This window comes from uncultured Roseibium sp. (genome assembly GCF_947499295.1).
GTDB lineage: Bacteria > Pseudomonadota > Alphaproteobacteria > Rhizobiales > Stappiaceae > Roseibium.
The window spans coordinates 262,579-289,251 of record NZ_CANMNP010000002.1 but is presented as its reverse complement, the minus strand read 5'-3'; the positions used below and the strand labels follow the sequence as shown (position 1 = coordinate 289,251).

General features: G+C 54.5%; 29 protein-coding genes. 12 read left to right on the top strand and 17 right to left on the bottom strand.

Annotated features, from left to right (window positions below; translation table 11 throughout):
- Positions 1–27: 27 nt before the first annotated feature.
- The 6 genes from pstB to Q0835_RS05435 form a co-directional block, all read right to left on the bottom strand.
- A complete protein-coding gene (gene pstB, locus Q0835_RS05460) occupies positions 28–789 on the bottom strand; it encodes a phosphate ABC transporter ATP-binding protein PstB (protein ID WP_247649271.1) in 762 nt (253 codons plus the stop codon).
- A 47-nt stretch (positions 790–836) separates the two neighbouring features.
- Positions 837–2,186: a phosphate ABC transporter permease PstA gene (pstA, locus tag Q0835_RS05455; RefSeq protein WP_298813551.1), complete on the bottom strand. Its 1,350-nt coding sequence runs from the start codon at positions 2,184–2,186 to the stop codon at positions 837–839.
- Positions 2,186–3,658, bottom strand: coding sequence for a phosphate ABC transporter permease subunit PstC (gene pstC, locus Q0835_RS05450; RefSeq protein WP_298813553.1), 1,473 nt, complete (start codon positions 3,656–3,658; stop codon positions 2,186–2,188). Before pstC ends, pstA begins: the two co-directional genes overlap by 1 nt.
- A gap of 83 nt (positions 3,659–3,741) precedes the next feature.
- Positions 3,742–4,779, bottom strand: coding sequence for a substrate-binding domain-containing protein (locus Q0835_RS05445; protein WP_298959142.1), 1,038 nt, complete (start codon positions 4,777–4,779; stop codon positions 3,742–3,744).
- Between the two features lie 472 nt (positions 4,780–5,251).
- Positions 5,252–6,607 (bottom strand): ATP-binding protein, encoded by a 1,356-nt coding sequence (locus Q0835_RS05440; protein WP_298813557.1) that lies wholly within the window; start codon positions 6,605–6,607, stop codon positions 5,252–5,254.
- Positions 6,608–6,797: 190 nt separating this feature from the next.
- A complete protein-coding gene (locus tag Q0835_RS05435) occupies positions 6,798–7,277 on the bottom strand; it encodes an SRPBCC family protein (RefSeq protein WP_298959139.1) in 480 nt (159 codons plus the stop codon).
- A 223-nt stretch (positions 7,278–7,500) separates the two neighbouring features.
- Between Q0835_RS05435 and Q0835_RS05430 the strand changes: the two genes are divergently transcribed.
- The gene (locus Q0835_RS05430) at positions 7,501–8,403 is read left to right on the top strand and encodes an MBL fold metallo-hydrolase (RefSeq protein WP_298959138.1); all 903 of its coding nucleotides are present in this window, start codon (positions 7,501–7,503) and stop codon (positions 8,401–8,403) included.
- A 1-nt stretch (position 8,404) separates the two neighbouring features.
- Here the strand turns inward: Q0835_RS05430 and Q0835_RS05425 are convergent, their stop codons facing one another.
- Positions 8,405–9,388, bottom strand: a complete 984-nt coding sequence (locus tag Q0835_RS05425) for a DUF1499 domain-containing protein (RefSeq protein ID WP_298959136.1) — start codon at positions 9,386–9,388, stop codon at positions 8,405–8,407.
- Positions 9,389–9,618: 230 nt separating this feature from the next.
- Here Q0835_RS05425 and Q0835_RS05420 point away from each other — a divergent pair, with 230 nt between their 5' ends.
- The 3 genes from Q0835_RS05420 (at position 9,619) to Q0835_RS05410 (ending at position 11,567) form a co-directional block, all read left to right on the top strand.
- Positions 9,619–10,017: a hypothetical protein gene (locus tag Q0835_RS05420; protein ID WP_298959132.1), complete on the top strand. Its 399-nt coding sequence runs from the start codon at positions 9,619–9,621 to the stop codon at positions 10,015–10,017.
- A gap of 285 nt (positions 10,018–10,302) precedes the next feature.
- A complete protein-coding gene (locus Q0835_RS05415; protein ID WP_298813567.1) occupies positions 10,303–10,443 on the top strand; it encodes a hypothetical protein in 141 nt (46 codons plus the stop codon).
- A gap of 149 nt (positions 10,444–10,592) precedes the next feature.
- Positions 10,593–11,567 carry a magnesium transporter CorA family protein gene (locus tag Q0835_RS05410; protein WP_298959130.1) on the top strand — a complete coding sequence of 325 codons (975 nt, stop codon included), beginning with the start codon at positions 10,593–10,595 and terminating at the stop codon, positions 11,565–11,567.
- 16 nt (positions 11,568–11,583) lie between these two features.
- Here the strand turns inward: Q0835_RS05410 and pdxH are convergent, their stop codons facing one another.
- Positions 11,584–12,219: a pyridoxamine 5'-phosphate oxidase gene (pdxH, locus tag Q0835_RS05405; RefSeq protein ID WP_298959128.1), complete on the bottom strand. Its 636-nt coding sequence runs from the start codon at positions 12,217–12,219 to the stop codon at positions 11,584–11,586.
- Positions 12,220–12,300: 81 nt separating this feature from the next.
- Between pdxH and Q0835_RS05400 the strand changes: the two genes are divergently transcribed.
- Together Q0835_RS05400 and Q0835_RS05395 are read left to right on the top strand one after the other, a co-directional pair.
- The gene (locus Q0835_RS05400; RefSeq protein ID WP_298959125.1) at positions 12,301–12,768 is read left to right on the top strand and encodes an RT0821/Lpp0805 family surface protein; all 468 of its coding nucleotides are present in this window, start codon (positions 12,301–12,303) and stop codon (positions 12,766–12,768) included.
- A 199-nt stretch (positions 12,769–12,967) separates the two neighbouring features.
- Positions 12,968–13,954: a J domain-containing protein gene (locus Q0835_RS05395; protein WP_298959123.1), complete on the top strand. Its 987-nt coding sequence runs from the start codon at positions 12,968–12,970 to the stop codon at positions 13,952–13,954.
- A 77-nt stretch (positions 13,955–14,031) separates the two neighbouring features.
- Here Q0835_RS05395 and Q0835_RS05390 read toward each other — a convergent pair whose 3' ends face one another.
- A complete protein-coding gene (locus Q0835_RS05390) occupies positions 14,032–14,925 on the bottom strand; it encodes a DMT family transporter (RefSeq protein ID WP_298813577.1) in 894 nt (297 codons plus the stop codon).
- A 131-nt stretch (positions 14,926–15,056) separates the two neighbouring features.
- On the opposite strand from Q0835_RS05390, the gene Q0835_RS05385 reads away from it, so the two are divergent.
- On the top strand, positions 15,057–15,356 hold the full coding sequence (locus Q0835_RS05385; RefSeq protein WP_298959120.1) for a helix-turn-helix domain-containing protein: 300 nt from the start codon (positions 15,057–15,059) through the stop codon (positions 15,354–15,356).
- Positions 15,357–15,419: 63 nt separating this feature from the next.
- Here the strand turns inward: Q0835_RS05385 and Q0835_RS05380 are convergent, their stop codons facing one another.
- Together Q0835_RS05380 and Q0835_RS05375 are read right to left on the bottom strand one after the other, a co-directional pair.
- Positions 15,420–15,911 (bottom strand): SRPBCC domain-containing protein, encoded by a 492-nt coding sequence (locus tag Q0835_RS05380; protein WP_298813581.1) that lies wholly within the window; start codon positions 15,909–15,911, stop codon positions 15,420–15,422.
- Between the two features lie 21 nt (positions 15,912–15,932).
- On the bottom strand, positions 15,933–16,283 hold the full coding sequence (locus tag Q0835_RS05375) for a metalloregulator ArsR/SmtB family transcription factor (RefSeq protein WP_298813583.1): 351 nt from the start codon (positions 16,281–16,283) through the stop codon (positions 15,933–15,935).
- Positions 16,284–16,371: 88 nt separating this feature from the next.
- Between Q0835_RS05375 and Q0835_RS05370 the strand changes: the two genes are divergently transcribed.
- From Q0835_RS05370 to Q0835_RS05360, 3 genes are read left to right on the top strand one after another with little or no spacing between them, the layout of a single operon-like run.
- Positions 16,372–16,866, top strand: coding sequence for a MarR family transcriptional regulator (locus Q0835_RS05370; protein WP_298959118.1), 495 nt, complete (start codon positions 16,372–16,374; stop codon positions 16,864–16,866).
- A gap of 29 nt (positions 16,867–16,895) precedes the next feature.
- The gene (locus Q0835_RS05365) at positions 16,896–17,219 is read left to right on the top strand and encodes an antibiotic biosynthesis monooxygenase (protein ID WP_298959115.1); all 324 of its coding nucleotides are present in this window, start codon (positions 16,896–16,898) and stop codon (positions 17,217–17,219) included.
- 1 nt (position 17,220) lies between these two features.
- Positions 17,221–17,919, top strand: coding sequence for a GNAT family N-acetyltransferase (locus Q0835_RS05360; protein WP_298959112.1), 699 nt, complete (start codon positions 17,221–17,223; stop codon positions 17,917–17,919).
- Here the strand turns inward: Q0835_RS05360 and Q0835_RS05355 are convergent.
- From Q0835_RS05355 to Q0835_RS05335, 5 genes are all read right to left on the bottom strand, one after another.
- On the bottom strand, positions 17,916–18,947 hold the full coding sequence (locus Q0835_RS05355) for a VOC family protein (protein ID WP_298959108.1): 1,032 nt from the start codon (positions 18,945–18,947) through the stop codon (positions 17,916–17,918). The two genes, Q0835_RS05360 and Q0835_RS05355, sit on opposite strands and share 4 nt — an antisense overlap.
- Before the next feature lie 103 nt (positions 18,948–19,050).
- Complete coding sequence (locus Q0835_RS05350) at positions 19,051–19,551, bottom strand: ClbS/DfsB family four-helix bundle protein (RefSeq protein ID WP_298959105.1); 501 nt, start codon at positions 19,549–19,551, stop codon at positions 19,051–19,053.
- A 72-nt stretch (positions 19,552–19,623) separates the two neighbouring features.
- Positions 19,624–20,208, bottom strand: coding sequence for a GNAT family N-acetyltransferase (locus tag Q0835_RS05345; protein WP_298959101.1), 585 nt, complete (start codon positions 20,206–20,208; stop codon positions 19,624–19,626).
- Between the two features lie 38 nt (positions 20,209–20,246).
- Positions 20,247–21,581: an FAD-binding oxidoreductase gene (locus Q0835_RS05340; protein WP_298959098.1), complete on the bottom strand. Its 1,335-nt coding sequence runs from the start codon at positions 21,579–21,581 to the stop codon at positions 20,247–20,249.
- Position 21,582: 1 nt separating this feature from the next.
- Positions 21,583–22,908 (bottom strand): FAD-binding oxidoreductase, encoded by a 1,326-nt coding sequence (locus Q0835_RS05335; protein WP_298959095.1) that lies wholly within the window; start codon positions 22,906–22,908, stop codon positions 21,583–21,585.
- A gap of 199 nt (positions 22,909–23,107) precedes the next feature.
- Between Q0835_RS05335 and Q0835_RS05330 the strand changes: the two genes are divergently transcribed.
- Both Q0835_RS05330 and Q0835_RS05325 read left to right on the top strand, forming a co-directional pair.
- Positions 23,108–23,338 (top strand): hypothetical protein, encoded by a 231-nt coding sequence (locus tag Q0835_RS05330; RefSeq protein WP_298959092.1) that lies wholly within the window; start codon positions 23,108–23,110, stop codon positions 23,336–23,338.
- A 7-nt stretch (positions 23,339–23,345) separates the two neighbouring features.
- Positions 23,346–25,715: a fatty acid cis/trans isomerase gene (locus Q0835_RS05325; protein ID WP_298959089.1), complete on the top strand. Its 2,370-nt coding sequence runs from the start codon at positions 23,346–23,348 to the stop codon at positions 25,713–25,715.
- Positions 25,716–25,737: 22 nt separating this feature from the next.
- Here the strand turns inward: Q0835_RS05325 and Q0835_RS05320 are convergent, their stop codons facing one another.
- Complete coding sequence (locus Q0835_RS05320; RefSeq protein ID WP_298813605.1) at positions 25,738–26,625, bottom strand: LysR substrate-binding domain-containing protein; 888 nt, start codon at positions 26,623–26,625, stop codon at positions 25,738–25,740.
- Positions 26,626–26,673: the final 48 nt, after the last annotated feature.

Below are 26,673 nucleotides of genomic sequence, written 5' to 3'. Positions count from 1 at the left end.
CCTCTTTAGTAATCTCGAAAGAATTTCTTAGCCGAAGCGGCCAGTTATATAGTCCTGAGTACGCTTGTCTTTAGGGTTTGTGAAGATGTCCTGTGTCGGACCCTCTTCAACCAGAATACCAAGGTGGAAGAATGCCGTACGCTGGGACACACGCGCTGCCTGCTGCATGGAGTGCGTCACAATCACGATCGTATAGTTCTCGCGCAGTTCGTCGATCAGCTCTTCCACCTTCGCGGTCGCAATCGGATCCAAAGCCGAACACGGCTCGTCCATGAGGATCACTTCAGGACTGACGGCAATCGCCCGGGCAATACATAGACGCTGCTGCTGACCGCCGGACATGCCGGTTCCGGGCTCATCCAGCCGGTTCTTCACCTCTTCCCAGAGACCTGCCTTTTGCAGGCTGGAAGAGACGATGTCATCGAGTTCTGACTTGTTTTTTGCCAGACCATGAATGCGCGGACCGTAGGCGATGTTGTCATAAATCGACTTCGGAAACGGGTTCGGTTTCTGGAACACCATGCCGACCTTGGCGCGCAACTGCACCGGATCGACCTTGGGATCGTAGATGTCTTCGCCGTCAATCTTGATCGAGCCTTCGACACGGCAAATGTCGATGGTGTCGTTCATACGATTGATAGTCCGCAGAAACGTCGACTTGCCACAACCAGATGGGCCGATAAAGGCCGTCACCGAACGTGGCTGGATTTCAATGTCCACGTCCTTGATGGCCTGGTTGTCGCCGTAATAGACCTGAACCTTGTTTGCAGAGATTTTGCTATCGGTCATTTTAATCGCCTGTTCAATGTTCGGCATCTCGTTCATCGCATCAATCCTCACCAGCGGCGTTCAAACCTGCGGCGCAGGATGATCGCGAGAATGTTCATTGTGAGCAGGAAGATCAGCAGGACGATGATACCGCCCCAGGCTTTTTCGTAGAATGCGTAGTCCGCCCTGGCTGCCCAGGTGTAGATCTGCGCCGGCATGGCAGAGTTCGGGTCCAGGAAACCCGAGACGAAGCCGTCCGGATATCCGCGCGCAACAAAGCCGACCATACCGATCAGAAGCAGAGGTGCAGTTTCACCCAGTGCCTGTGCCAGACCAATAATGGTGCCTGTCAGAATACCCGGCATCGCAAGTGGCAAGACGTGATGGAAGATCGCCTGCATTTTCGACGCGCCCACACCAAGTGCCGCGTCGCGGATGCTCGGAGGTACCGCCTTCAGCGAGGCACGTGTCGAGATAATGATCGTGGGGAGCGTCATCAGTGTCAGCACAAGGCCGCCGACCAGCGGTGCTGATTGCGGCAGATGCATGAACTGGATGAAAACGGCCAGACCCAGAATACCGAACACAATGGAAGGAACGGCAGCCAGGTTCGAAATGTTCACCTCGATCAGATCAGTGAACTTGTTCTGCGGTGCGAACTCTTCAAGGTAGATGGAGGCAGCCACGCCAATGGGGAGCGACAGAAACAGAACCACCAGCATCATGAAGAAGGAGCCAATCACCGATGCACCGATGCCGGCACCTCCCGGATTGTCAACGCCAGAATCTGCTCCGGTTATGAAGCTCCAGTTGAAGACAGACCTGATGATACTGGCTTCAACCAGAATGTCGACGAGATCCAGATCCGTTTTTTGCAAGAAGCGGCTGTCGGTCATGTTCTCGCGTGTCACGCGTCCGTTGATGTATCCGTCCACGCGGGAGGAAGCTGCCAACTCGAACGAAACGGGCTGTCCAAGCTGGCTCTCATCCGCCTTGAAAAACGACCTGATGTCGCCACCAGGCTTGCCGACGATGCGTTCAATCGTGCTGGCGTCGAAGGGAACGTCGAGGCCCTTTTCCTCAAGCTGACCTTGCAGCGCGCCGATAAAGATCTGCTCGTAGGCCTTGGTCTTGAAGAGCTGGCCCTCGGCTTCGTCATACTGCTCCTGCGTCAGCGTGAACTCCACCTCGACAATCGTCTTGGTGAAGGCGGGAATGCCCTCGGAAATGATGGCAATGGCCAGGACAACGAGGAAAAACAGGCCTATTCCAATCGCCCCTATCCCGTAGGCTTGAAAGCGCTTCTCCGCTGCGTTTCGTTTGCGGGTCAGTTCATCGATCGCATAAAGAGACTTCGGTTGCGCAGGCTTCGCGCTGGAGGGCTCAGATGTTGCGGGAGGAAGTGTTGCGTCGGTCATCAGTCATACTGCTCCCGGTACTTGCGCACGATGTAGAGTGCAACGATGTTAAGTCCAAGTGTCACCACAAAGAGCGTCATGCCGAGGGCAAAGGCAACCAGGGCAACCGGGGAAGCAAAGTCGGCATCGCCGGTCAACTGACTGACGATTTTCGCGGTCACCGTCGTCATGGCTTCGAAAGGATTGAGGCTCAGGCGCGCAGCTGCACCAGCGCCGAGTACAACGATCATCGTTTCGCCGATTGCACGCGAGGCAGCGAGCAGGATTGCACCGACAATACCCGGAAGAGCTGCAGGGAGAATGACCTGCTTTACCGTTTCCGATTTCGTTGCGCCAAGACCGTAGGAGCCGTCACGCATCGCCTGGGGAACTGCATTGATGATATCGTCGGAGAGCGAGCTCACAAACGGGATCAGCATGATGCCCATCACGAGACCCGCTGTCATGACCGCCGTTCCGGCTTGCATGATACCAAGCCCATTGTCGCCGAATACCGACAAGAGAAGCGGCCCGACTGTCAGCAATGCGAAGAGACCGTAAACAATGGTCGGGATACCGGCCAGGATCTCAAGAAGCGGCTTGGCAACAGAGCGAACCCGCGAACTGGCATATTCAGACAGATAGACTGCTGCAAAGAGGCCGATCGGAACCGCCACGACAAGAGCGACAATCGAAATATAGAATGTGCCCCAAAGCAGTGGAATGATACCAAGTTCCGATGAACCGCCACGACCGGAGAAACTCGGCGACCAGGTCAGGCCAAAAAAGAATTCCGTAGCCGGATAGAGCCTGAAGAATTCAATCGTGTTGAAGACCAGAGACAGCACGATCCCCACGGTTGTCAGAATGGCGATCAGGGCCGCAGAGAACAGGATGACCCTTATCCCCTTTTCCACCGTGTTTCGTGCGCGGAAATCCTTGTTTGTTTCCTTCAGCCCCCAAAGCGCACCCGCAACCGCTATAAGGACAACAACAATCGACATGTAAAGATTGCCGGTCGCAACCATGATCCGATAGGACTGCGCAGCCCGCATGACCGGCTGCGTGATGTCGGATGTCACGATCTGCCCGGCTTCTTTCAGGCGAGTTGTAATGTCGGTGAAATCGGCACGAGCGTTTCGCGCAAACTCTTCACTCATCTGACCAGCTGCCACGGCATTGTCCAGACCGGTCGCGGCGCGGCGCACCTCAGCCATGACAAGGCCCAGAGATGAGCCTTCCTGAATAGCGGTATCCGGAATAGTGCTGGAAACGGTACTGTTAATGTAAAATGGCTGCGCCAGCAGCCAGACAATTAAAACCAGAAACGCAGGAACAGCGGCCTTCATGGCCACGTTTGCTCCATAATAAGACGGAAGAGAGTGCAGTTGACTGATTTCTCCAGCAGCGCTGGAAAAGGCACGTGCGCGCCCCACGATGTAGCCCGCCAAAGAAATGGCAAGCACGATCACGACGAGCCAGAACAAGGACATATGGTCCCCCAGAGTGTGTATGTCCGGAAACGAAAAAGGGGCGACGGGAATTGCCGCCCCTTTCGTAAAGAGCCGAAGCTCTGTTACTTCATTGTTTCTTCAGCTTCGATAGACGCCTGCGTGGCAGCCAGCTCAGGATCGGCAACGAGGCCGTATTGAGCCAGCGGGCCGGACGGGCCAGCAATTTCGTCAGCAGTGAAGAACTGAGCGTATTCTTTCAGACCCGGAATAACGCCGATATGCGCCTTCTTGATGTAGAAGAACAGCGGACGTGAAACCGGATACTCACCCGTAGAAATGGTTTCGGTGGACGGAGCCACATCACCCATGGTCGCAACTTTCAGCTTGTCGGTGTTGTTCTCGTAGAATGCGAGACCGAAGATACCGATGCCGTTCGGGTTGGAGTCGATACGTGCAAGCGTTTCAGTGTAGTCACCGTCGATGTCGGTGGACTTGCCGTCCGCACGCACGTCGATGCAAGCATCTTCGGCGTCGTCTTCAGACATGCCACTGTCGAGCATCGCCTGCAGAGCACCGGTTGCTTCACAACCTACAGCCAGAACCTTTTCCTCGAACACTTCACGCGTACCGTGCTTGGTGCCCGGGATGAAGGCAGCGATATCAACGTCCGGCAGATCAGCGTTGAACTCAGCCCATTTGCTGTATGGGTTGTCTACGATCTTGCCGTCTTTCAGCACTTTGGCGCCGAGAGCGTTGAAGATGTCAGCAGCCTGGAACTCAGTGAAGGCCGGACCGTCTTTTTGAGACGCGAAGACGATGCCGTCGTAACCGATGCGGACTTCGATAATGTCCTTAACACCAGCTTCAGCACAGGCTTTGATCTCTTTCTCGCGGATCTTGCGCGAAGCGTTTGCCACGTCGATGGTGTTTTCGCCAACACCTTCACAGAAGCGCTTCAGGCCAGCGGAAGAACCACCGGACTCAACAACCGGTGTCGGGAAGTCGGTGTTTTCACCAAAAGCTTCAGCAACAATGGAAGCATACGGCAGGACTGTGGAAGAACCAGCAACCTGAACCTGATCGCGAGCCTGAGCTGCGCCAACGAATGCAGTAGAAGCAACAGCCAGAGCAGTTGCGCTTACGAGGGTCGTAAATTTCACTTGACCACTCCCTTTGAATGTCAAGGTTTGTAGAGGATCGCAAGTCGCAGAAATGCGCTAGCGATGCCGGGACCCTAGGGCCCATGGATGAGAGTTCTATGACAGTTCTTTTTCAGTTTTGTGACAATTTAAACAACTGAAAAAAAAGACATTTTTTCGTTTCGTCAAAGTTTTGTGTCAATATGACCGTCATTTTACGACTCGGCGCCCGTCCAAAATGGATACCTTGGCTTTTGTCGCGAGCCACATTCCTTGCAATTTTTGAATGACGCGACACTGGAAGCGCAATCCAACCCAGTTTGCGCCAAAGCCAACACTTGGACAATCGGGTTCAAGAGCCCGCTTTCATCTCAGCCTTTGGAGAGATCTGTCTTCGCCGGACAAGCCATTGCAGATTTGCTGAAAAGACCAACCGGCAGCACCGCAATGCGCACAATTGGCTCAAATCTAATTTCTTGACACAAGCCGGTCCTCAGCTTGACGCAGCCTCTTCAGCGCCCTCGCCTTCTGCTATCGATGGCAGCCGCACTTTGAACACGGCGCCATTTCCAGGTTCGCTTTCAACGTCCAGGCGTGCGCGATGACGGGTCAAGATGTGCTTTACAATCGCCAGGCCTAGCCCCGTTCCCTTCAGCGCACGGCTGGATTCAACGTCCACGCGATAAAATCTTTCCGTCAGTCGCGGCAGGTGCTCCGTTGGAATACCATCGCCGTAGTCACGAACAGAAAGTTCCCAGCCGGCAGCTTCCTCTGCATCTGATCGGTTGGACAACGAGACGTCCACGAACTCGCCCTCCGACCCATATTTGAGAGCGTTCTCGATAAGGTTTTCAGTGACCTGAATAAGTTCGTCCCGCTCCCCCATCACCCTGGCCGCCTGATCAGGCACATCGAGCCTGATCGTGACGTTGAGATCTCTTGCGAGTGGAGACAAGGCATCTGAGGTATGGCGCACGACCTCACATAGATCGACAACACTGTCAGGACGGACATGGGCCTTCAGTTCGATCCGCGACAGAGACAGAATGTCATCGATCAGGCGCCGCATCCGACCGGCCTGGTCCAGCATGATCGACAGGAAACGGTCCTGTGCCTCACGGTCGTTCTTCGCAGGCCCCTGCAAGGTCTCGATAAACCCGGTAAGGGAAGCAAGAGGGGTCCGCAATTCATGGCTTGCGTTTGCAACGAAATCACTGCGCATGCGCTCCAGGCGGCGATTTTCCGTCAGATCCTGGATAACGACCAATATGAAATCAGGCAGGCTTCGCGAGCGTTCGGCAGTGTTGCTGCCTGGCATATAGATCGGCGCAATGTGAGCTTCATACCAGGTCTCCGTCGGAACTTTCTCGATCCAGCTGATCCGCTCGGTTCGTCCAGTGCTGCAGACCCGATCAAACGCCTCCAGGAGCGAAGGCGCCCTGAGTGAAAACGAAAGCGGGTCCCCCGGCTTGACGCCTTGATAAAGGGACTGCGCTTGAGCGTTGACATACCGTGTTATGCCACGTCCATCCGCTACGAAACAGGGCGTTGGCAAGGCGTCCACGGTTACCTTCATTCCCGTACCGGGCCACATTTTTCGGATTTCACGCTGGGCCTTGAGTTTGACCCGCCGGTTCACTGAACGCCTTGGAACGAAGGCTGCAACCGAGGTCAGCGCGAGCATTGCAACGATGCCGGACCAGAGTGAAACACCATAAGTGAACATGCCATAGAGAACCGCGCTCACAGCGGTCACCAGGATCCAGCGCGCCTCACCAATTCTGGTCAGCGGCGAGGCTGCTGCTTTGGCCTCGGCGGCCTCCTCTTCAGACGAATGGGAATCGGTCATGAATTCGATAAGTGATTGTGAACCTGAGATCGGCGTCCCGAATTGCCGACACTATTTCGACGTCGTAGTAGTTTGACAAGGTCGAAATCAGAAATTTGAAGAACTGGTCTGTGCACCGTCTAGCACGGCAAACATGTCATTCCGGCGACAGAGGCAATACTTTGATCTACCGCCGCAGATTGAAACTTCATCATCGCCAGGCACCTGAACGGGCCGCATTTTTCAATCTGGCGATCGTGTCCGGCCAGCCTTCCGGCCTACGCATTCGTTCGAGATATTCAGCGCCGCTCTCTCCGTGCCTCAAGAACTCGCTATGCACCACTTCAAGACGTGTTGCCTCGCCGGCTTCCCGGAAATTGATCATGACACGGCTCGCCGTCGCCGGATCCGCGATTTCCGTGCCCTCCATCGTGACCTGCCAGGAGATACGAATAAAAAGCGGTGGCTCGATCGAGAGGACGGTGCCCCAGACGCGTTGCTGACCTGCACTGTCGATCTCATAGCAACTGCCACCGGCAAAAGGTTCAACACCAGCTTCCACATCTCCTTGCGCGTCTTCTGCAAACGGAGATGACCACCACAAATCCAGCCGATCGACAAGCATGGAAAATGCCTTTTCCCTCGGCATGTCCAGCAAGCTGTCAAACCGGCATTCAGTTTCGTGCGACATCACGCTCCGCCAAGGCTGTTCAATCTTGTTCAAGTGACAATCTTTCATAGAAATGCCCAAATTGGCAAAGTCCGGTTTGCCTAGCTGATTCAAACGTCAGACAGATGACGTGTGAAAGTCCCGGATTATTCCCGATGGGCCGGGCCGAATTCGTCGTTGAATTGGGGCGGAAAGCGACGCATGTAATCATTTGTTCAAGCTCAAAACAAAAGGCACCTCGGATTTGCGGCACGATAGAGACTTCACGCCCCATTACGGACAGGCCATTGAACTCCTCCCCGGTGTCCGGCGTTTGACGGCTAACAATCCCGGGCCTTTCACGTTTTTCGGAACAAACTGCTATTTGCTTGGCACTGACAGGCTCGTTGTCGTCGACCCTGGTCCGGCGGACGAACTGCAAGTGGAGGCGATCCTGAAAGCTGCGGACAGCGCCACCATAGAAGCTATCCTTGTAAGCCACACCCATGTCGATCATGCACCTGGCGCGAGACTGTTGAAACAAAGAACAGGTGCTCAGATTGTCGGGTGCGGTGTTCACCGTGCCGCGCGAGATCTGCTGGAAAACGAAGTCAATCCGCTGGATGCCAGCGGCGACAAGGATTATGCGCCGGATCGGCAACTGGAGGATGGAGAAGTCTTTCGTGCAGCAGGCCTGGCGCTGGAAACCATTTCAACGCCAGGACACACCGCCAATCATCTCTGTTTCGCACTTGATGGCGCCGACCTCTTGTTGTCGGCCGATCATGTGATGGGGTGGTCGACATCCATCGTGGCACCGCCGGACGGCAACATGCGCGACTACATGACATCTCTGGATAGGCTTCTGGCGCGTCCAGAACAGCTCTATTGTCCAGGTCATGGCGGTCTTATTCGAGATGCAATTCAGTATGTGCAGGACTTGAAACAGCATAGGCTTGCGCGTGAACAAGCAATCCTGATCCAGTTGGCAAATGGCGATAAGAGCATTCCGGAAATTGTGGCCGTGCTTTATGCCGATGTGAACCCGGCCCTGCATCCTGCCGCTGGACTGTCGGTTTTTGCTCAACTGGAAGATCTGGTAGAGCGTGGCTTAGTAACACCATCACCCGGGCTCGGCCTCAACAGCCGTTACAGCAAGTGCGCTTAGATCAGCCTTCCAGATCAGTCAGACCGAAATCGTCAACTTCCAAAGCCTCTTCCTCTTCGAAGTAGGGTTTGAAACCGGGCAGCGGTATCGTGTCACGCGGTTCCTGCAGCGGCACGATTTCAGGCTCGTCCTCCAGCTCGCCTTCATCGACAGAAAGACGGGCAAGATCACCATATGTCTCCAGCAGAACCTTGTCGATCTCGGCAAATACCAGCCTGATATTGTCCGCGTTTCCGGTCAGATCCTTGAGAGGCGTCTGGGACCGGGCTCGAACATCCAGCAATGCACCGAGTGGGTCCGGACGTATGCGCAAACTGACGTCATGCTTGAGGCCCAGAAGCCGTGAGGTTCCAACGGCCTGCAATCTTGTCGGGGCATCAAGAAGATCAGGAGGCAGTTCATCAACAACAATCCATCCCAAAGTATCGACGGCTTTTGCACCAGCTGCGTGCAGCTGCGCTGGCGGTATCCGGTATCTTCGCGGCACGATATCCGGGTATTGCCTGGATCCCCCGGATGTCTCCGGCACTGAACCGGTCACCTGTGTGATCGCGGGCCAGAGATGCGTGTCCAGCGACGTGTTGAACCAGCCAAGGAATGGTTGCTCTTCCGACAGAGCTTGAATTTTCATATCCGGCGGATCAATGCGGTTGGTCGACAAGTCGTCTGGACCGGCTTGAAGCACCAGCATACCCAAAATGATACCAGGTGCGACCAGAGCAATGGTGGCCAGAAACATACCCGTCAATGCGGATGGAAGGCCCGGTCCGCCATGCGCCCAAATTCGTTGAAAGGCAATCAGCGCGAGGCCGACCGCGAGAAGCGCTGCTATCCCGGCTCCCGCAAGAGAAAGCGCAAACACATCCGCATCGACGAAACCGAAGCGCTTGGACAGATAAGCGGTTACTGCCAATGCAACAGCAACCGCGCCGATAGTTCGGCTTGCGGGTGCTGACCTGGTTTTATAGGCGGCGTAACGTTTCATAGCTTTCCAACTCGTTGGCCCTAAAGCGGTGCAAGCCAACACTGAAGTTCTGATTGTTTCTTTCTTTACAGACCAAATGTCAAAAATGAACTTCACTTTCCGGGGCAGCAAAGCATAAATTTGCAGAAACAGGGTTGAGTAAACGTCTGATTCAGCACCGCTGAAAAAAGACAAAAGACTTCAAGGTAGGGATGCCCGGTATGGGCTCAGGTCATCCGGTGGAAAATCTGGTGCAAAATACTGACGATAAGAACCGCAATCCAGGTATGCGGTTGCGTTCGTTCTTCCTGTCCAGCCGTAGCAACATCTTTCTATGTTACCTGATGACACTGTCGGTCATGTTGTGTCCGGTCGCCCTTTTGTTCGCAATCCTGTTTGCTGAAACGCAAAACGAAGAATTTCAAGCTCACTACCACTATCTGCGCACAACCATTGCGCTTTTGGTGATCGGTTCACTGACCGGTTGCCTGTTGATTGTATTGGGGGCTTCCCTGTCGTCGCTCCTCATTTTTGCTGGTCTTGCCTTTGCAGGTGCCGCACTGGTTCTGACGGTACTGCGCTGCAGCCATGGTTTGATCTGCACGACGCGCGGCCTAACTCTGAGGAACCACAGAACCTATTTTATTTAGCGTCCAACTTGCGCCTATGGCGCTTTACTTGGCCAAACCGGAAACAAGTAAATAAAAGATTACCCGCCTTCTTCAAATTCGCAGAATTATCGTTACATCCTGTTATGGTATTTGACTGGCCCGAACGCGGCAATAAGCACATACTTATTGGGTCCTGGCATCAAATGTGGGCGACTTTTCAAACTGCCTTCCGTTTGCCGCAATTGGACACCAAATGCAGCGCGCCCGCACAAAATCAATGTGTAAACCAGTATCGCGGGCACTGGACTACAACGGACCTGACAAATGTCTGAACAAATCTCCCGGCCGTCCACAATCGCTTCTTCTGGAGCGAAACTTGTCAATCAGTACAAGCCGGTCGGCATTGCCGCGATTACTGCAGCTGCTATCTGCAAAAACGCAGGCGCAGAGAAAAAGAAAAAGTAAGCTTTTGGCACTGCAAGCGCCAGCCTACGATGTCGCCAACGTCCTCATCTGAGGATCTGGGCTCGGCAAACAAGGTTGCCGCCGCATGATCACTTGGGCAAACTGCCGCTGATCCGGACACGATATGTGTTCCAGCGGAGACAGCTTGAATGATTATTGCCTACTGCCCGTCGGTAAACGGCCTGGAGCGTATAGAACTTGCTCCGGGCACACCGCTGCCAACAACATCCATCTGGATCGATCTGGTTGCTCCATCACAAGATGAGCAAAGGGCCGCCGAGAAGTTGATGGGAGCGGAAATACCGACGCGCGAAGAGATCGCCTCGATCGAAACGTCTGAGCGCCTTTATCTGGAGCCTGGAGCGGTTGTCATGACCGCCCAACTTCCGATCGCCACCCGCACAATCGATCCCATCCTCTCGTCCGTTACCTTTGTGGCCAACGCGAAACGCCTGGTCACCGTCCGTTATGGCGAACCCAAATCCATTGCCCTGCTCTCCCGCAAAATTCAGAGCGATGGAACGATCGCTCATCGTGGACCCGCGGTGCTATTTGCGATGCTCGACATCATCGTCGACCGCTGTGCAGACGAAATGGAAGCAGCATCCGCACGATATGACGAGCTCGCTGTTCAGGTGTTCGGTGATGGACTGAACACCCGGAAGACCGCCAGCTACCAGGATGCCATACGGCAGCTGGGCCAAATCGGCCTTCACGTCACCAAGATGCACGATGTTTGTACGAGCCTTGCCCGGATGCTCATCTACATGAACACCCATGCAAAGCGGTTTGATCTGAGCGAAGACCAAGTTGCTGAAGTCAAGATGTTCAGCCGAGACATTCATTCCATCAAGGAGCATGGTGATGCATTGGACAACAAGCTGGCGTTTTTGCTCGACGCAACGGTTGGTCTGGTAACGCTGGAACAAAACCAGATATCCAAGATCTTCACGGTCCTCGGGGTTATTTTCCTGCCCCCGACCCTGATCGCGTCGATCTACGGAATGAATTTCGACAAGATGCCGGAATTGCGATGGGAACTTGGCTTCCCGTTTTCAATCGGGCTCATGCTGCTCTCCATCGTGGCAACCTTTCTTGTCTTCCGATGGAAGAAGCTGCTTTAGGGAGCCGGCTATGACCTTAGGGATATAGCCGTTCCCGCTTCCACTTCTGACCAGGAACCTCTCGCGTCAACAGCACCCGGTCGTGCAGCCGGAAAGGCCGGTCATGCCAGAATTCAATGGAGACTGGCTCCAACCGCATTCCGGACCAGTGTTCCGGACGGGGGATGTCGCCAATGCCGAATTTGGCGGTGAATTTGGCAACTTCCTTTTCAAGTGCAAACCGGCTTTCCAGAGGACGGGACTGTTTGGAGGCCCAGGCGCCTATCCTGCTGCCACGCGGCCGCGACTGATAATATGAGTCAGCTTCGTCAGCAGGCACTTCAACAACCGGACCGCGAATGCGCACTTGCCTGCGTAAGGATTTCCAGTGAAAGCACATGGCCGCCTTGCCTGCCTGAAGAAGCTCCTTGCCCTTCGTGCTTTCAAAATTGGTGTAAAACACGAACCCGCGTTCGTCGAATCCCTTCAGCAACAGCATCCGTACATTGGGCAGCCCGGTTTGGTCGACCGTTGCCAGTGAAAAGGCATTCGGATCGTTCGGTTCCGACGCTTTGGCATCCTCAAGCCATTCAGAAAAAAGATCAAATGGCTGCGTGACTTCAGTGAAGTCACCATTTGTTAACTCTTCATGAGGATCTTTGAGGTTTGTCATGGGTACCTGTCGAAGGAAACGACAGCCTGAAGTGCGGCATGAGACTGCCATCACGTGGGGGCTGTCCAAAAGATGTATCGTATGCGTTCATATACTGCCAGGCACATCAAGATCCAGCCCTTTGCCGCCGCTCTGTTCGTGGCTGGGGCAACTGTTGCAGGCTGCAGCCAGGTGTCGGTGCCAGTCGGAAGCAATAATGTCGACACCCCTACGATATTGACCGGCTCGATCGCCTCCACGGCCGATGAAGCCTATTCGGACATTAACCAGGACGATCGTTCCATAATTGCAGAAAACCTTGATGCGATAGGACCAGACCTGACCGCAAGCGACGATACAAACGGCCTGACACTGCCTTGGCTTAATTCGGTGAGTGGAAATTCCGGCACACTTTCCAGCATCGTAACATCCGGGCTGAATGAGACCGGTTGCCTGTCGTTCAAGACCACGGCGAACACCATTACAGGTATAAAACTCTACTCCGGAACCGCCTGCCGTGATGTCACGGAGAAATTCGCCGTAACGACTCTTTCCGTTGCAGGTGCTTGATCCTTCGAACAAAGACGCTAAAAGCAAAGAGCTTCAGACATGGACAGGGGTGGAATTTCCTCCTGTTCGTTCCGATATAAGAGATAAGTCCGGTTGGACTTGACCCCTTGGTATCGCGCGCTTCGGAGCAGGCACTGTGTCCGGAGCGTTTTAGCGTGGGTTGGTAGGCCGGAAAATCTTTAGAAACCTGGTGAGACGAATGCGTGATCCCTATAGCGTCCTCGGGGTGGCGAAATCCGCCAGCGAGGGCGACATAAAAAAGGCCTTCAGGAAACTGGCCAAAAAATACCACCCTGATCAAAACAAAAACGATCCGGGTGCTCAACAGCGTTTTGCCGAAGCGAACCAGGCATACGAGATTGTCGGTGACAAGGAAAAACGCGCCCAGTTCGATCGCGGAGAGATTGATGCAGAGGGCAAGCAGAAATTCCACGCCGGTGGTTTTGAAGGCTTTACCGGACACCAGGACTTCGGCTCCGCCGGCAGTTCCAGAGGCTTCAAGAACGCGGGCGGCTCCGGCGCTTTTGATGACATTTTGAACGACATTTTTGGCAGCTTTGGCAAGGGAGGCTCTCGTGGCCGCGCCGGCGCTGGAGCGGGCCCCGGCGGTGGTTTTGCTGGCGGTGCGCAAACCCGGACCGCATCCAAGGCCAAGGGCAAAAACGCTGAAATCGTCGCGCGGGCGTCGCTTGAGGATATCGTCAATTCCGGCAAGACGCAGGTCACGCTTCCCAATGGCAAGACCGTGAATGTTACGTTGCCCAAAGGGGTTGTCGAAGGTGAGAAGATCCGTCTCAAGGGACAAGGACATCCAGGCGAGAACAGCGGACCTGCCGGCGATGCCATGGTCGAAATCCGTTTCCGGCAACATCCGCTGTTCGAAGTGAAGGGCTCGGATTTGCATCTTGATTTGCCACTGGCGCTCTATGAAGCGGTTCTGGGAGCAAAAGTCCGTACGCCGACGCTTACGGGCGCGGTCAATCTGACTATTCCAGAAAACGCGTCTAGCGGTAAAACCATGCGGCTGAAAGGCAAGGGCTTGCCAACAAAGACCGGAGGTCATGGCGATCTGTTGGTCAAGCTGCAAATCGTAATGCCGCCTCACAATGACGAAGAGCTGGAAACACTCATGAAAGCCTGGAAGGAAATCACGCCTTATCGGGCCCGTGGCCCGGAATTCGACTGAGGCCGACCCCATGTCTTCGCGAGCAGTTGCAACCGATCAGGAATGCCGCCTTATGGGCGGCATTTTCATGTCTGCCGTTAATAAAGCACAATAACCGCTGTGCCGATGATTGCGACTATGGTTCCCGCTATCGCCTCCAGGCTGGGTCTTCTTCCCTTTGTGACCCAAAGGATCGGAAGCACGCACAAGGGTGAAAGCGACCCTAGAACAGCGGCAACTCCTGCCTGCGTATTGGCAAAAGCATAGAGCAACAGCGACGACGAAATCCCGTACCCGATAACACCGGGCAGGATCGTTCTGAAAAGAAGATAGGGCGAGGTTTCCGTTTGCGCCCTCACGGCCCGAGATGGACAGATGCCAACCAGCGAGATCACGGCTGCAGCACCAAGAAGACGAATGGCGGTCAGCGCAACCGGTTCAGCGCCTGCGGTCAGAGCCGGTTTGACCGCGAGAAAGCCCACCCCTTGAAGAGTTGCTGCCAACAGCCCCAGTATCACAACGCCAAACAGGCGTTTTCCGGCAACGCCGTCTTCCCGCTCAGCCTGGCTGCCAAATCGAATGGCAATCACAAGACCGGCAAGAATGATCACACCGCCCAGCAAGTCCACCGGCCCGATTGTTTCACCAATCCAAATATAGGCAAATCCAGCGACCACGGGTGCTTTCAAACACAAAATCAGCTCGGTGAGACGAGGCCCACCCTGACGCAGGCACTCGATCATCGCAAGATTTCCAAGCAGTATTCCACCGAGAGAGCTGACCAGAAAAGCTGGCCAATGATGCCAGTCAATGCTTGGCCAGAGGCCGAGCAAACTGCTTAGCGCCGCCATCAGAGCCGCGCAGAATATGAGCTGAATGCGGGTAAACTCAAACGCCCCCAGGGCTTTGGCGGGCATCTGAGCCATCACGATCCCGCTTGCCCACCCTATGGAGGCAAATAGAGCCGTTGATGCCGCTATCATTCCAAGCATGGCAATTATCCGCGTGCTATTCTTTACGTAGCACTAGTTTGCTACACAAAAGATAGCAAGAGGATAATTTGCCGGTATCGTCACCTCAACCAGGCCAACCTGTGCGCGGCTCGCGCTCCGGCAAGCCGATCATGGCACTCTTTGACCTCCTAGGACGCAATTGGGCGCTTGGCATCATCTGGCAGCTTTCGGAGGGACAGATGACCTTCAGAGAATTGCAGGACCGATGTGAGAGCGTATCTCCGACTGTGCTCAATCGTCGGCTCAAGGAACTGAGAGCCAGCTTGCTCATCGAGCGTGGAGAGCGAGGATATCAACTGACACCACTGGGTCTGGAACTGTTCGGCATGCTGGAGCCATTTGGCATGTGGTCTATGACCTGGGCACAGCATCTAAAGCGCGAAAAACCAGACCAGGAAAAACAATCCTGATCTGGCTGACGTCTTGATAAGGTAGATGTCGAGCAAAATTTGTCTGCTCGACATCCGTTGTGATCAAACTTTGCGTTGCATTTCCGCAAGCATTTCTGCGAGCAAATCCATACCTGCGCCCCAGCCCTTGTCGAGGCCGTCGATCGCACCGGCAAAACAAGCTATTTCCGCTTCATTTGCCTCATGCGGTGTCCAGACCAGCCGAACGTCCGTATGATCTCCGGTTTGCGAAAAGGTTACAGTCGTCAGCAACACTTTCGGCCAATCCGGCATCATCGGGTTTGAAACCACATTCCATTCGCCGTCCGAGACGGAGTGAAGCCAGACCAGTTTTTCGGGCGCAACGACTTCCGTGTATTCCACACGCTGAAAGTGCGAGTTGCTGCCGAATTTCATTTCATTCAACCAGAGCCCGCCTGGCTGGACATCCAATTTATGCACCACAGTTTCCACGCCCGGCCCATACCAGCGAGCCAGCAATTCAGGTTCGGTCCATGTCCGCCAAACCATGTCGCGCGGTGCATTGAAACGTCTTTCAAGTATAAATTCCGGCATTGCCATTGCCTAACTCCCTAACTAATCGGCGTTTTTAAGTTCCATCAAAAGATCATCGAGCTGGTCGAAACTTGAGCTCCAGAACTCCTTGAATTCTTCCAGCCAGGCAATCGCCTCCTTCATTGGTGCCGCGTTCAATCTCGCTGGCCGGCGTTGTCGGTCTGCGCCTCGCATAATCAAGCCAGCACGCTCCAAAACCTTCAGATGTTTTGAAACTGCGGGTTGGCTCATTTCAAATGGTGCAGCGATTTCATTGACCGATGCCTCACCGCTCGCCAATCGAGTCAGGATCGCCCTGCGAGTTGGATCAGCAAGGGCAGCAAAGACAGTGTCCAATTGCGTGGGCTCGTTTATATAACCAACTTGTTCCATAACCAAAGAGTTATATTCGATTCAGTGAGAAGTCAACCATTGAAAAAGATAACAAGTTATATATCTTGTTATCTAAATGGAGGCATCTATGGTTGAAGACATCGTCCGAACCCTCGGATATGCAACGCTTGGCAGCCGATTGAAAAGGATTGGTGAAAAGCTGCAGTCCCAGACTCAGGACCTGACACTAACGCTTGCCGGCGAGGATTTGCCAACGCCATACAACCCGGTTTTGGCGGCCTTGGATCTGCACGGGCCGATGAGCATTGGTGATCTGGCTAAGTCCCTTGGACAAAGCCAACCCGGCATCACGCGCATGATCAACAAAATGAAACATGAAGGTCTCGTTGAGCCACGACCTGACCCGACCGACAAACGGGTCAACGCCATTCAGTTGACCGAAGAGGGCAACAAATTGGTCGAAAAACTCAAGGGCAAGCTTTGGCCTGCAGTCACCCTGGCTGTGGAAGACGCTTGCCGTGACCTGCATGGTTCGTTTCTGGAACAGCTCACTCAACTTGAAAAACGGTTGTCCGAGCTTTCACTTGCCGACCGCCATCCTCCCCCGCCCTTTCCAGACTGAAACACCATGCAGAAATCGGAAGAAAGAGAATGATCAAACGCATATGGCATGGCTGGACAACGCCGGAAAATGCAGAGACCTACTCCGAGATCCTAACAAACGTGGTCATTCCCGCGATCGAAGCCAAGGCGATAGCCGGGTACCTTGGAATTGAGGTTCTCAGGCGCGACCTGGAATCGGAGATCGAATTCATTACGATCATGAGTTTTCGGTCGCGCAGCGACATCATCGCCTTTTTGGGTCAGGACTACGAGCGTTCCTACGTACCGGACGTCGCCCGGACAGTTTTGAAAAGATGGGAGCAGACAGCGCAACACTATGAGCTATGCACCAAACGCAGCCACAAGGAATGACATGGACACGCTCTTAAGCCGAGTCGTCTGGTCGGCTCTGACATCTCGCCAACACCGGTTTTCACGCGGTGGGAACCTAGCGTTGAAGTTCGATCCAGACGTATCTCCGTTCGCAGCATCCAAGGACAATTCGCCAGAAGCGCTGGCAGCACTCGCCGATCTGATGTCGCCCAAAGATCCACCTGTCTATCTGCTTCAGGCCGATGAGATTGCTTTACCGTCCAGCCTGAATGTTGAGATGACGGCACTCGGTGTTCTGATGACGGAGCAGACCCCTCAATCCAAAGCAATTCCAAACGCCCCGATTGTCCCCTTGCAGCAGCGGGATATTGTTGAGATGGTCAGCCTTGCCGACCTGACAAAACCCGGACCGTTCACCAAGCGCACGCCGGAACTCGGGCAGTTTTACGGTGTCAGACTGGATGGCAGGCTCGCCGCAATGGCCGGAACGCGCCTGAACCTCGACGGATTTACCGAAATCAGCGGCATCTGCACACATCCGGACTTTCGAGGACGTGGTCTTGCATCAGACTTGTCGATCTGGGTCGCATCCAAAATTCGAGAGCGAGGCGACACGCCTTTCCTTCATGCCTATGCGGACAATGACGGCGCCATCGCGCTTTACCGGAAACTCGGTTTTGAGATCTGGAGTGAGGTGAATGTTGCCGTAGTCCGGCGATTGGAGGGCAGTGCAGACTAAGATGTTGCTGGCCAAAGGCCGTACGCGATCATCACAGCACTCAAAACAATCCAGGTAGAAACAAGCGCCCAATAGAGAACCGGGTGTTCCAACTTTTTGATTGGTTCGACCAGATATGTTTTTCCAGACTTTAATGCCGGAATGACCCAAAGCAGGAAGAGAATTCCCCAGATCAGATATACCTCAAAGACGACGCCAATCCACAGGATGGCAAGTGCCAGAAGGGTCTTCCATTTCCAGCCTGCGGTTTCACGGACGTTTTGTCCCTCGGAAACCGTGGCTGCCGAGCCGGTCTCCCTTAGGAACAAGGCAGCGCCATCAGGGTCCTGAATGAGCACACTTCGATCTTCCGATGTTTCGTATAGGATTTTGCCGCACATTTCCTCGACTGCGTCCCTGGCGACCGTCAGGTCATTGACCCCGATAAAAACTCCCCAAAACTGCGAAGCTCCCCGGATTTCCTCGGGTAATTCGACAACATCTGAAATGTGCCGCTTCGCCAATTTCATGGCAAAGCGGCCCGATTGATCTCCAACCGAAGAGATCCAGCCAAACAAGGCTTGATAAAATGGAATGACGGCAGCGGCATTGGAGACATAAAGAGCATTCCAAACCATGCTTCCAGCACTGGCCAAGTTATCTCTAACAGGCAAGGCAGGTTTCTCGATCACCGTAAAACCAGCACCCAACGGGTCCCGGATAAGGGCAATACGCGACGTTTTGAAAAAAGGCGTGGGTTTCAGTTCGATTTTGCCGCCAAGTTTTTCTGCGCGCGCGACAGTGTCTTCTATGTCGGAAACCTCGATATAGGACATCCAGAAACTTGGCAGTCCGATCTCCCGGTACTTCGCTGGCATGTCAAACAATCCGGACTGCTGACGGTTTCGATTAGAAGCAATGAAATAGGGATCTCCGTTCGACTGCCAGTCTCGAACATAGCTCCAGCCGATCACGGCCTCATAAAAGCCCTTGGTAACATCAGATCGATACGTCGAGAGATCACACCAGACAAAATCACCATGGGCCATCAATGCACCTATCAGAACACTCGATAGTTCTCAGCTAAGAGGCATTGTGCTGTCCCGCAAGGTATGACGGCGTACGCACACTGTGTTGTCGATCCACAAGGCGTTACTTGACCGCGGCGATGCGCATTCTCTGGCGCAGATATTTGGCAGCAGACCTGTAGTGGCTGGGCCCTGCGGCCTCCGCCCAGCGCCCTGCCGTCCAGTTGTTGTTCGCGCCTTTCATCGGGCCACCATATAGTTCTTCTTCCGATAGGCTTTCAATCAAGGCAAGCAGCTCGGCGTGATTGGATTCAAGCATGGATCGCGCCGCATCCCAAGTGAGCCCGGACTGCTGCTGCCTCAGATCGGCATTGAAGCGCTTGGTCTCGTTCCACTTGTAGCCTTTCGCCGGAAAGAAAACCTCCTTGCCTGCACGCCCATCCCTGAACCAGCCAAGATACAGTTCGATCCAGTGCGCCCTATGTCCGATGATATCCTTCGGCGAGGTCTCTTCCTCGTCTTTTTGAAGACGCAAGATCGCGGGTAGCTCATCAAGGATTTTCAAAAGCTTTTGCCATTCCTTGGTGCTGAGATCGAGTAGTTGCTGTTTTGATACTGCGGCCATGACAACCTCCTCAGGGCTGCATGCATATTCGAAAAACTTCACAGACCGGGCCTTGATGCAGGACAATCGAGCCTAAAGAATTCGGCCGCACCAGACCGTGCCGCGCGAGCCGCCTTGCGGGTCTTCACGAACAGGTTCAAATCCACGCGCAGTCCAGAATTTCAATCCGGCCTCATTGGCTGCGCTTACACCTGCGTGCACTGCGCGGACACTCTTTTCCGCCGCACTCGCCCCCCAGGACGCCAGCAATTGGCTCCCGATCCCCTGACCTTGCGCTTGAGGCAGTAAATTCATGTGAATATGCGCAGGATAGGCCTGCACGATGTCAGCAGGTACCGGTCGCGGGTGATGGAAAAAGTTTATTCGATGGTCATCGGGCGTCCACATCGCCGGATCACCTTGTGGCTCGGCATACTGCTTGCGCAACTGAGGCCACCAATTCAGTTCCAAGTGGCGCTCAAAAGATCGGCTATCTGTCGCACCCGCCACATAACCAAGGACACCTTCTTCATCTTCGGCAACAAAACAGATCGCCTCATCAACGAAAAGATAAGGCGCTGCATAGATCAAGCCGATCAAATCAGGGTCCTGATATAGACTGGTCGCATCTTTGCCCGCGTTTCCCGTTCGCAAGCAGATAGATCTGACAGCGTTCATGTCAGACTTTTTTGCGGCACGTATCACAGCCAACTTAGTCACCGATCCTTCAAACCATAAAGCCAATAGGCACCCTGCAGGTACAGTTTGCGGAGCGCCGGTAAGGGAAACCTTGTGAAGGGTCTTTGTAGCGGGGCAGGCAAATCCGTTTGGCGCAACTTGCCTGTTATCAACCCCGCGATCTTTTCGCCTGAAATTGACGCCATGGCGACGCCGCTACCGTGCCAGCCCATCGCGGCGTAAACACCATCCATGCCCGGCACCTCTCCAACAAAAGGTGTCAATGTGCGCGCTATGCAGACGTGACCGTGCCAGCTGAAATCTGTTTCAACATTCGACCAGGCAGGGAACATAGATTCAAAATCAGCGCGTGCGCGTTTCTGCATGGCACTTAACGAGGGTGCATTTTCGAAAATGCCACCCCGCGTTCCGAACAAAAACCGTTTGTCGGGCAAGAGCCTGAAATAGTGAAGAAGTATCCGGGTATCGGCGGCCATCGTGTCGGAGGTCCAGCCCTGTCCTGCCAGCTCCGCTTCACTTAAGGAGCGCGTGACCTGAATAGACGACATAACCGGCATCGTGCGCCCGTGAAGCCAAGGAGGGACGGTTTCATCTGAGTATCCATTGCTGGCCAGCACGACGTTCTTGGCCCGCACAAACCCGTTTTTCGTCTCAAGCCGCCAACGGTCACTGTCCCGGTCAATTGCGGAAACTGGCGTTTTGCCGAAAATTTTACCCCCGGCTCTGCGCACCCGTTCAGCGAGCGCCTGTACGTAGGCCATCGGGTTCAGGGCAAAGCCGTAAGGCACGTGCAGACCACCATGGAATGACGGCCCGCCGTAGCCCTCCTCAGTCAATTGCTCGCGAGACAACAACCTGGTCCTGATACCGAAGTTGGCTCTCAAAAACTCGGCTTCCGACTTGAGGCCGGTAACGTCCTTCGCTCGGTGCGCCAAATAGATCTCGCCCTTTGAATGACGGCTGGCATCAACACCCCAACTGTCCAGACGCTGTGCAACAAGATTGATACCAGCCACCTGAAAAGCCAGAAACTTGCGCGCTTCTTCCAAACCGAACTTTTTGACCAGCTGCCGCGCATCGAGCTTCGTGCCGCCAAGACAACAAAACCCGCCATTGCGCCCCGACGCCCCGTAGCCGACATGTTCAGCTTCGAGAACACACACCGAAATACCCAATTCAGCAAGCCGCAAGGCAGCGCTCAGGCCTGCGAACCCGGCACCAATGACCGCAACATCGAAGAAGGCGTTGCCGTGAAGTTGCCGGTCCTGTCTGGGCTGAGGGAGGCTTGCCTCCCAATAGCTTCCAATTGTTCGGCGTCCATCTGTTTGAACAGGGGATGGCTTGATGTCCATGTCAAATGCCCAGTCGGTCGCGCAATGAAAACCAGGTCATTGCCAGAACAAGCAAGGGAAAGCGGAGCTTGTCTCCTCCCGGGAATGCGGGAACGTCAAGCTTCTCAAACACGTCAAAGCGCCCTGAAATACCGCTGACAGCTTCTGCAAGGATCTGACCGCCAAGCGTTGCCATTGCAACACCGTGTCCGGAATAGCCTGCGGCTGTGAACATGTTTGGCGCCGGTCGGGCAAAAAAGGGCATGCGTTTCGGTGTAATCGCAAGGGTTCCGCCCCAACCGTAATCGATGCCGACATCCTCAAGCTGAGGGAAAATCTCCAGCATGGGTGCGCGCACAAACGATTTGATGTCCTTTGGGAAATGGTAGCCGTAGTTCTCACCTCCGCCGAACAAAAGACGTTTGTCACTGGACAGTCGAAAGTAGTTGATGACGAACTTGCTGTCGGCAACGGCAAGGTTGCCGCGAATGATCTGCTCGGCCTCCGTGGCCGCCAGTGGTTCGGTAGCGATGATGAAGTTGTTGATCGGCATTACGTGCGCTGCCGTCTTGCGTTCAAGACCGCCGAGATAACCATTGCAAGCCAGAATGGCATTGTCCGCCCGCACTTCACCACGCTCTGTTTTGATCAATATGCGCGGTTGTCCGTGGCTTTCAATTTCTGTCACTCTGGTCTCTTCAAACAACAATGCCCCCGCAGCCTCCGCGGCGCGGGCCAGTCCGAGCGCAAAATTCAATGGGTGAAGATGGCCCGCTCCCTGATCGAGTGTGCCGCCAAAATATTTGGGACTACCGACATGCGCTCCGATTTCGTCCGGACCGATGTATCGGATGTCTTCGTAGCCGTATTGGATACGCAGATGTTCGACATAGTCCCGGCTCTCTTCCAGAAAGCTCTTCCGGTGATCAGCATGCAGAATGCCAGGAGCGTAGTCGCAGGCGATCTGATGGCGCACGATCAGTTTTTTCACAAGGGCCTTGGATTCTTCGGCAAGATCCCAAAGCAATCTGGCGTGAGATTTTCCGTGCCGGTCTTCCAGAACGGTTTGTTCAACACGTTGTCCGGACCCGACCTGTCCGCCATTGCGGCCAGAGGCGCCCCAACCAACACGGTTGGCCTCCAGCAGCATCACGTTTTGCCCGCGTTCTGCGAGATGAAGTGCCGCGGAAAGACCGGTATAACCGCCACCGATCACACAGGTGTCGCATGTCCGAGCGCCTTCCAGCGGTGCGTGTGATGTCTGCCTGTTGGCTGTTGCCGCGTAGTAGGAAGGCGCATGCTGACCGGGGTTGTCATTTGCTGTCAGGAGGTCAAGCGCTGTCAACATGTCCGAACGCAGGCTCCTCTTGGATACGTGTTGGTTGTAGCGCCTCAAGTTACGTCAACATCTCTCGTTCAGTGACCATTTTCAAGACCAAATAGCGGCACCAGGCTCAGGTTTCGCTTGATTTTGCAAGCTCTTGAGGCTCCCTTAACGGTATGTGTGCGATGCCCGTCGCGTTTTTATCCGAAGGAAAGGCAAAATTGTGCTTGGACCTGTTGAGCATCCCTGGTTTGACCCTCTCTGGAGAAGGATCCTGCTGGTTCTCTTTTGCGGTGCCTGGGCCGGAATGGAGTATTATCTTGGGAACATAACCTGGGTCTATATCATTGGCGCGATCACGGGTTATGCAGCTTGGGCTTATCTGATCGGATACAAGGAACCAGACGACCCCTCACGCAAAACACGACCGCGTATGGATGACAACGACGGGTAACCCCCTGATGATCGAGATCTGTTTCCGTCACCTGAACGCACTTCTGCCAAAGTCCCGGCTTTTGGCCGTGGTATTAATGGTGATACCGCTCACGGCGGCGCCGCTTCAGGCACAACAGACAAATGCGCCTAAATCTGCCATTCAGGATGTCTTGAACAAGCGCTGTGTGGTGTGCCACGGCTGCTATGACGCGCCCTGTCAGCTCAAGCTTTCCTCTTCTGACGGTTTGTCCAGAGGTGCAAGCAAAACAAAGGTCTACGATTCAGCACGGCTTGACGATGCCCCCATGACACGCCTCGAGATCGATGCAAAGACCGCTCCCGAATGGCGGCAAAGGGGTTTTTTTGCAATCACCGAAAGCAACAATGGGCAGTCGGTTCTCGAACAATTGCTGCGTGCAGGGCGCAACAACGATTTTAAACTCGGTGCCGCCTTGCCTGATCGGCTGAACATCAGTCCGCTTCGCAAGAACAGTTGCCCGATGCCGTCGGAGATGGGCGACTATCTGGATGATCACCCTCTGGGCGGAATGCCGTTTGCAACAGCGCCTCTTCCGGATGCGGACTATCAAAAGCTGCTCTCGTGGGCAAAGGCGGGTGCACCGCCGGACGAGACTCCAACCGTCCTGCCAGAAAAAAGCATCGAACACATCGAAAAAATCGAGACATTTCTGAACAACGGACAGTTGAAGGCAAAACTGACCGCTCGCTATATTTACGAGCACCTGTTTTTGGCTCACCTGCATCTGGAAGATGACACGTCGAGGACCTTCTTCCGGCTTATCCGCTCGCGCACGCCAACCGGCGAGCCACCGGATGAAATAGCCTCGCGCCGACCATTTGATGACCCGGGTGGAGACTTCTTCTACAGGCTCGTTCCTCTTGGTGACACGATCCTCCACAAGGAGCATATTGTCTACGAGATCGGTCCGAAGCGTTTGGAGCGCTATAAAAGCCTGTTCCTTGCAAGCGACTGGGAAATAGACGCGCTTCCTCATTATTCGATCGACGCGGGTGGAAATCCGCTATCCACATTCCGCGCCATTCCGGCCCGCAGTCGCTATCAGTTTCTGCTCGACGATGCGCTTTATTTCGTCCGTTCTTTCATCCGGGGTCCGGTCTGCTACGGACAGGTCGCCGTCAATGTGATTGAAGACCGGTTCTGGGTGACCTTTCTTGCTCCGGACGCGGATCTGTCGGTTACCGATAACGCCTATCTTGAGGAAGCAATCCCGATCCTTGAGCTTCCGCTTGCGAAGGTTGAAGGCAAGATATCGGACCGGCTGAAAAGCTTTCTGACACTCGGCCCAATCAAGTACCAGGAACTGCGCCAGTCACGCTATGCGGCCGAGACCGCTCAAAATGGCGGGCCAACCTACCAGGACATCTGGGACGGCGACGGCAACAACATCGATGCACGTTTGACCGTTTTTAGAAACTTCTCTTCCGCGTCGGTCGTCCCCGGGTTTAGCGGTGCTGTTCCGGAAACTGCCTGGGTGATCGATTTTCCACTCTTTGAACGGATCTACTACAACCTGGTGGCTGGCTTTGATGTGTTCGGCAATGTCGAACACCAGCTGACAACACGGATCTATATGGACAGCCTGCGCCGTGAAGGAGAGCGCAATTTCCTGGCCTTTCTGCCCCGCGACCTGCGTGATCCCCTTCATGAGAGCTGGTATCAGGGGCCTCTGGTTTCGCTTGTTGACCGGTGGAAAGAACGTAAGCTTGATACGTCATCACCAACCGGAATTCGTTTTCAGACAGGTCAGCCAAAGAGCGAATTCCTGACAGGGCTTTTGCAGATCGAACCGCGGCTCTGGCCTGTCAGTGATCCGATCAACCGGTGCTCGGCCGGTCAGTGCGCAGCGACAGATACAATCGAGGGCCGGTTGCGCCCACTTACAGCAACCCCGGCTCCCTTTGCCAAATTCCTGCCGGATATCGCCTTGTTGCTGGTGAAAACGGACGCAGAGACGAAGATTTTCACGCTCGTGCATGACAAGGCGCACAGCAATGTCGCCTTTATCTTCAACGAAGATCTTCGCAGGGACCCGGAAAATGACAGCCTGACAGTTCTTCCGGGCCAGTTCAGCAGTTATCCGAACTTTGTCTTCAAGGTCTCAGACGCCAATGTTGCTGCCTTCGTGGATGCTGCAAGAGACGTTCGAACACAAAAGGACTATTTGAGAGTTGTCGAACAGTTCGGCATCCGGCGCACCGATCCAAGTTTCTGGAGCATGCTTGATTTGGTCCAGGCAGGTCTTGATGCCCAGGACACCATTCAGGCCGGTCTACTGGACATCAACCGCTATCGTGATCCCAAGCCGCTTGATCCGATCGAACGGCTGTTTGAATACACGTTTTCCGTTGACTGATATCGCCTCTGAATGAAAGCAATTACAAACTGCGAAGTTCATCGATCATCCAGTTACAAAAATTCTGGGCTGCTGGTGCAAGTGCCTTTCGAGGTCCGGAAGTGACCAGATAGTAGCTGTGACGGCTGTTGATCCGCCGGTCGCAGGAACGAGCCAAGCGACCGCCATCAAGATAGGGTTGTGCAAGCGTTTCCAGGACGAGCGCATGACCGTGCCCCAATGCTGCGAGTTCAAGCGCAGACAGCGTCTGATCAACCTGGAGGCCATTGCGCGCTGGCACCTCGTGCCCGTAGCCGCGAAAGAAGCTCTCCCAGGTATCGATTACCCCCATGATGTCGAGGCGTGGTGCAGCTCCGAGGGCTTCAAGGTCGTGTCTGGTCGCGGGAATCGACAAGTCGGGATGGCAGACGGGAATGATCGGGTCGTTCTGTAGAAACTCCACAATACCATCGGTCCAGGTTCCGTCGCCGAAACGAATATCGATATCGAACAGTTCCGGATTGAGCGTTTCAGCCCAGGACGCCGAAATCATCTGGAGATCAACGTCTGGATGAAGTTCCCGGAAGCGCTTGATGCGCGGGATCATCCAGAGCTGGCCAAAGCTGTTGAGGCATCGGAACCGGACCGGTTGCCTGTTGCGCTCGCCGAACACGGAGACGGTGGCTATCGATAGATCGGAGAAGGCCTTTTCGACTGTGGGCAAATAGGTCTGACCCAACCGGGTCAACACAAGTGTGCGGTGCAGTCTCTCAAACAGCGGATAGCCAAGCTGCTGTTCAAGCTGGCGCACCTGATAACTGATCGCAGCCGGCGTGATCAGCAACTCTTCCGCGGCACGTGTGAAATTTCCGAGACGCGCACTCGCTTCAAAAGCCCGCAACCAGGACAAGGGCGGAAGGTCATACGGCATCCAAACAATCCGTTGTTCGCTGCACCTCGACGCAAGAGGGACCCGACA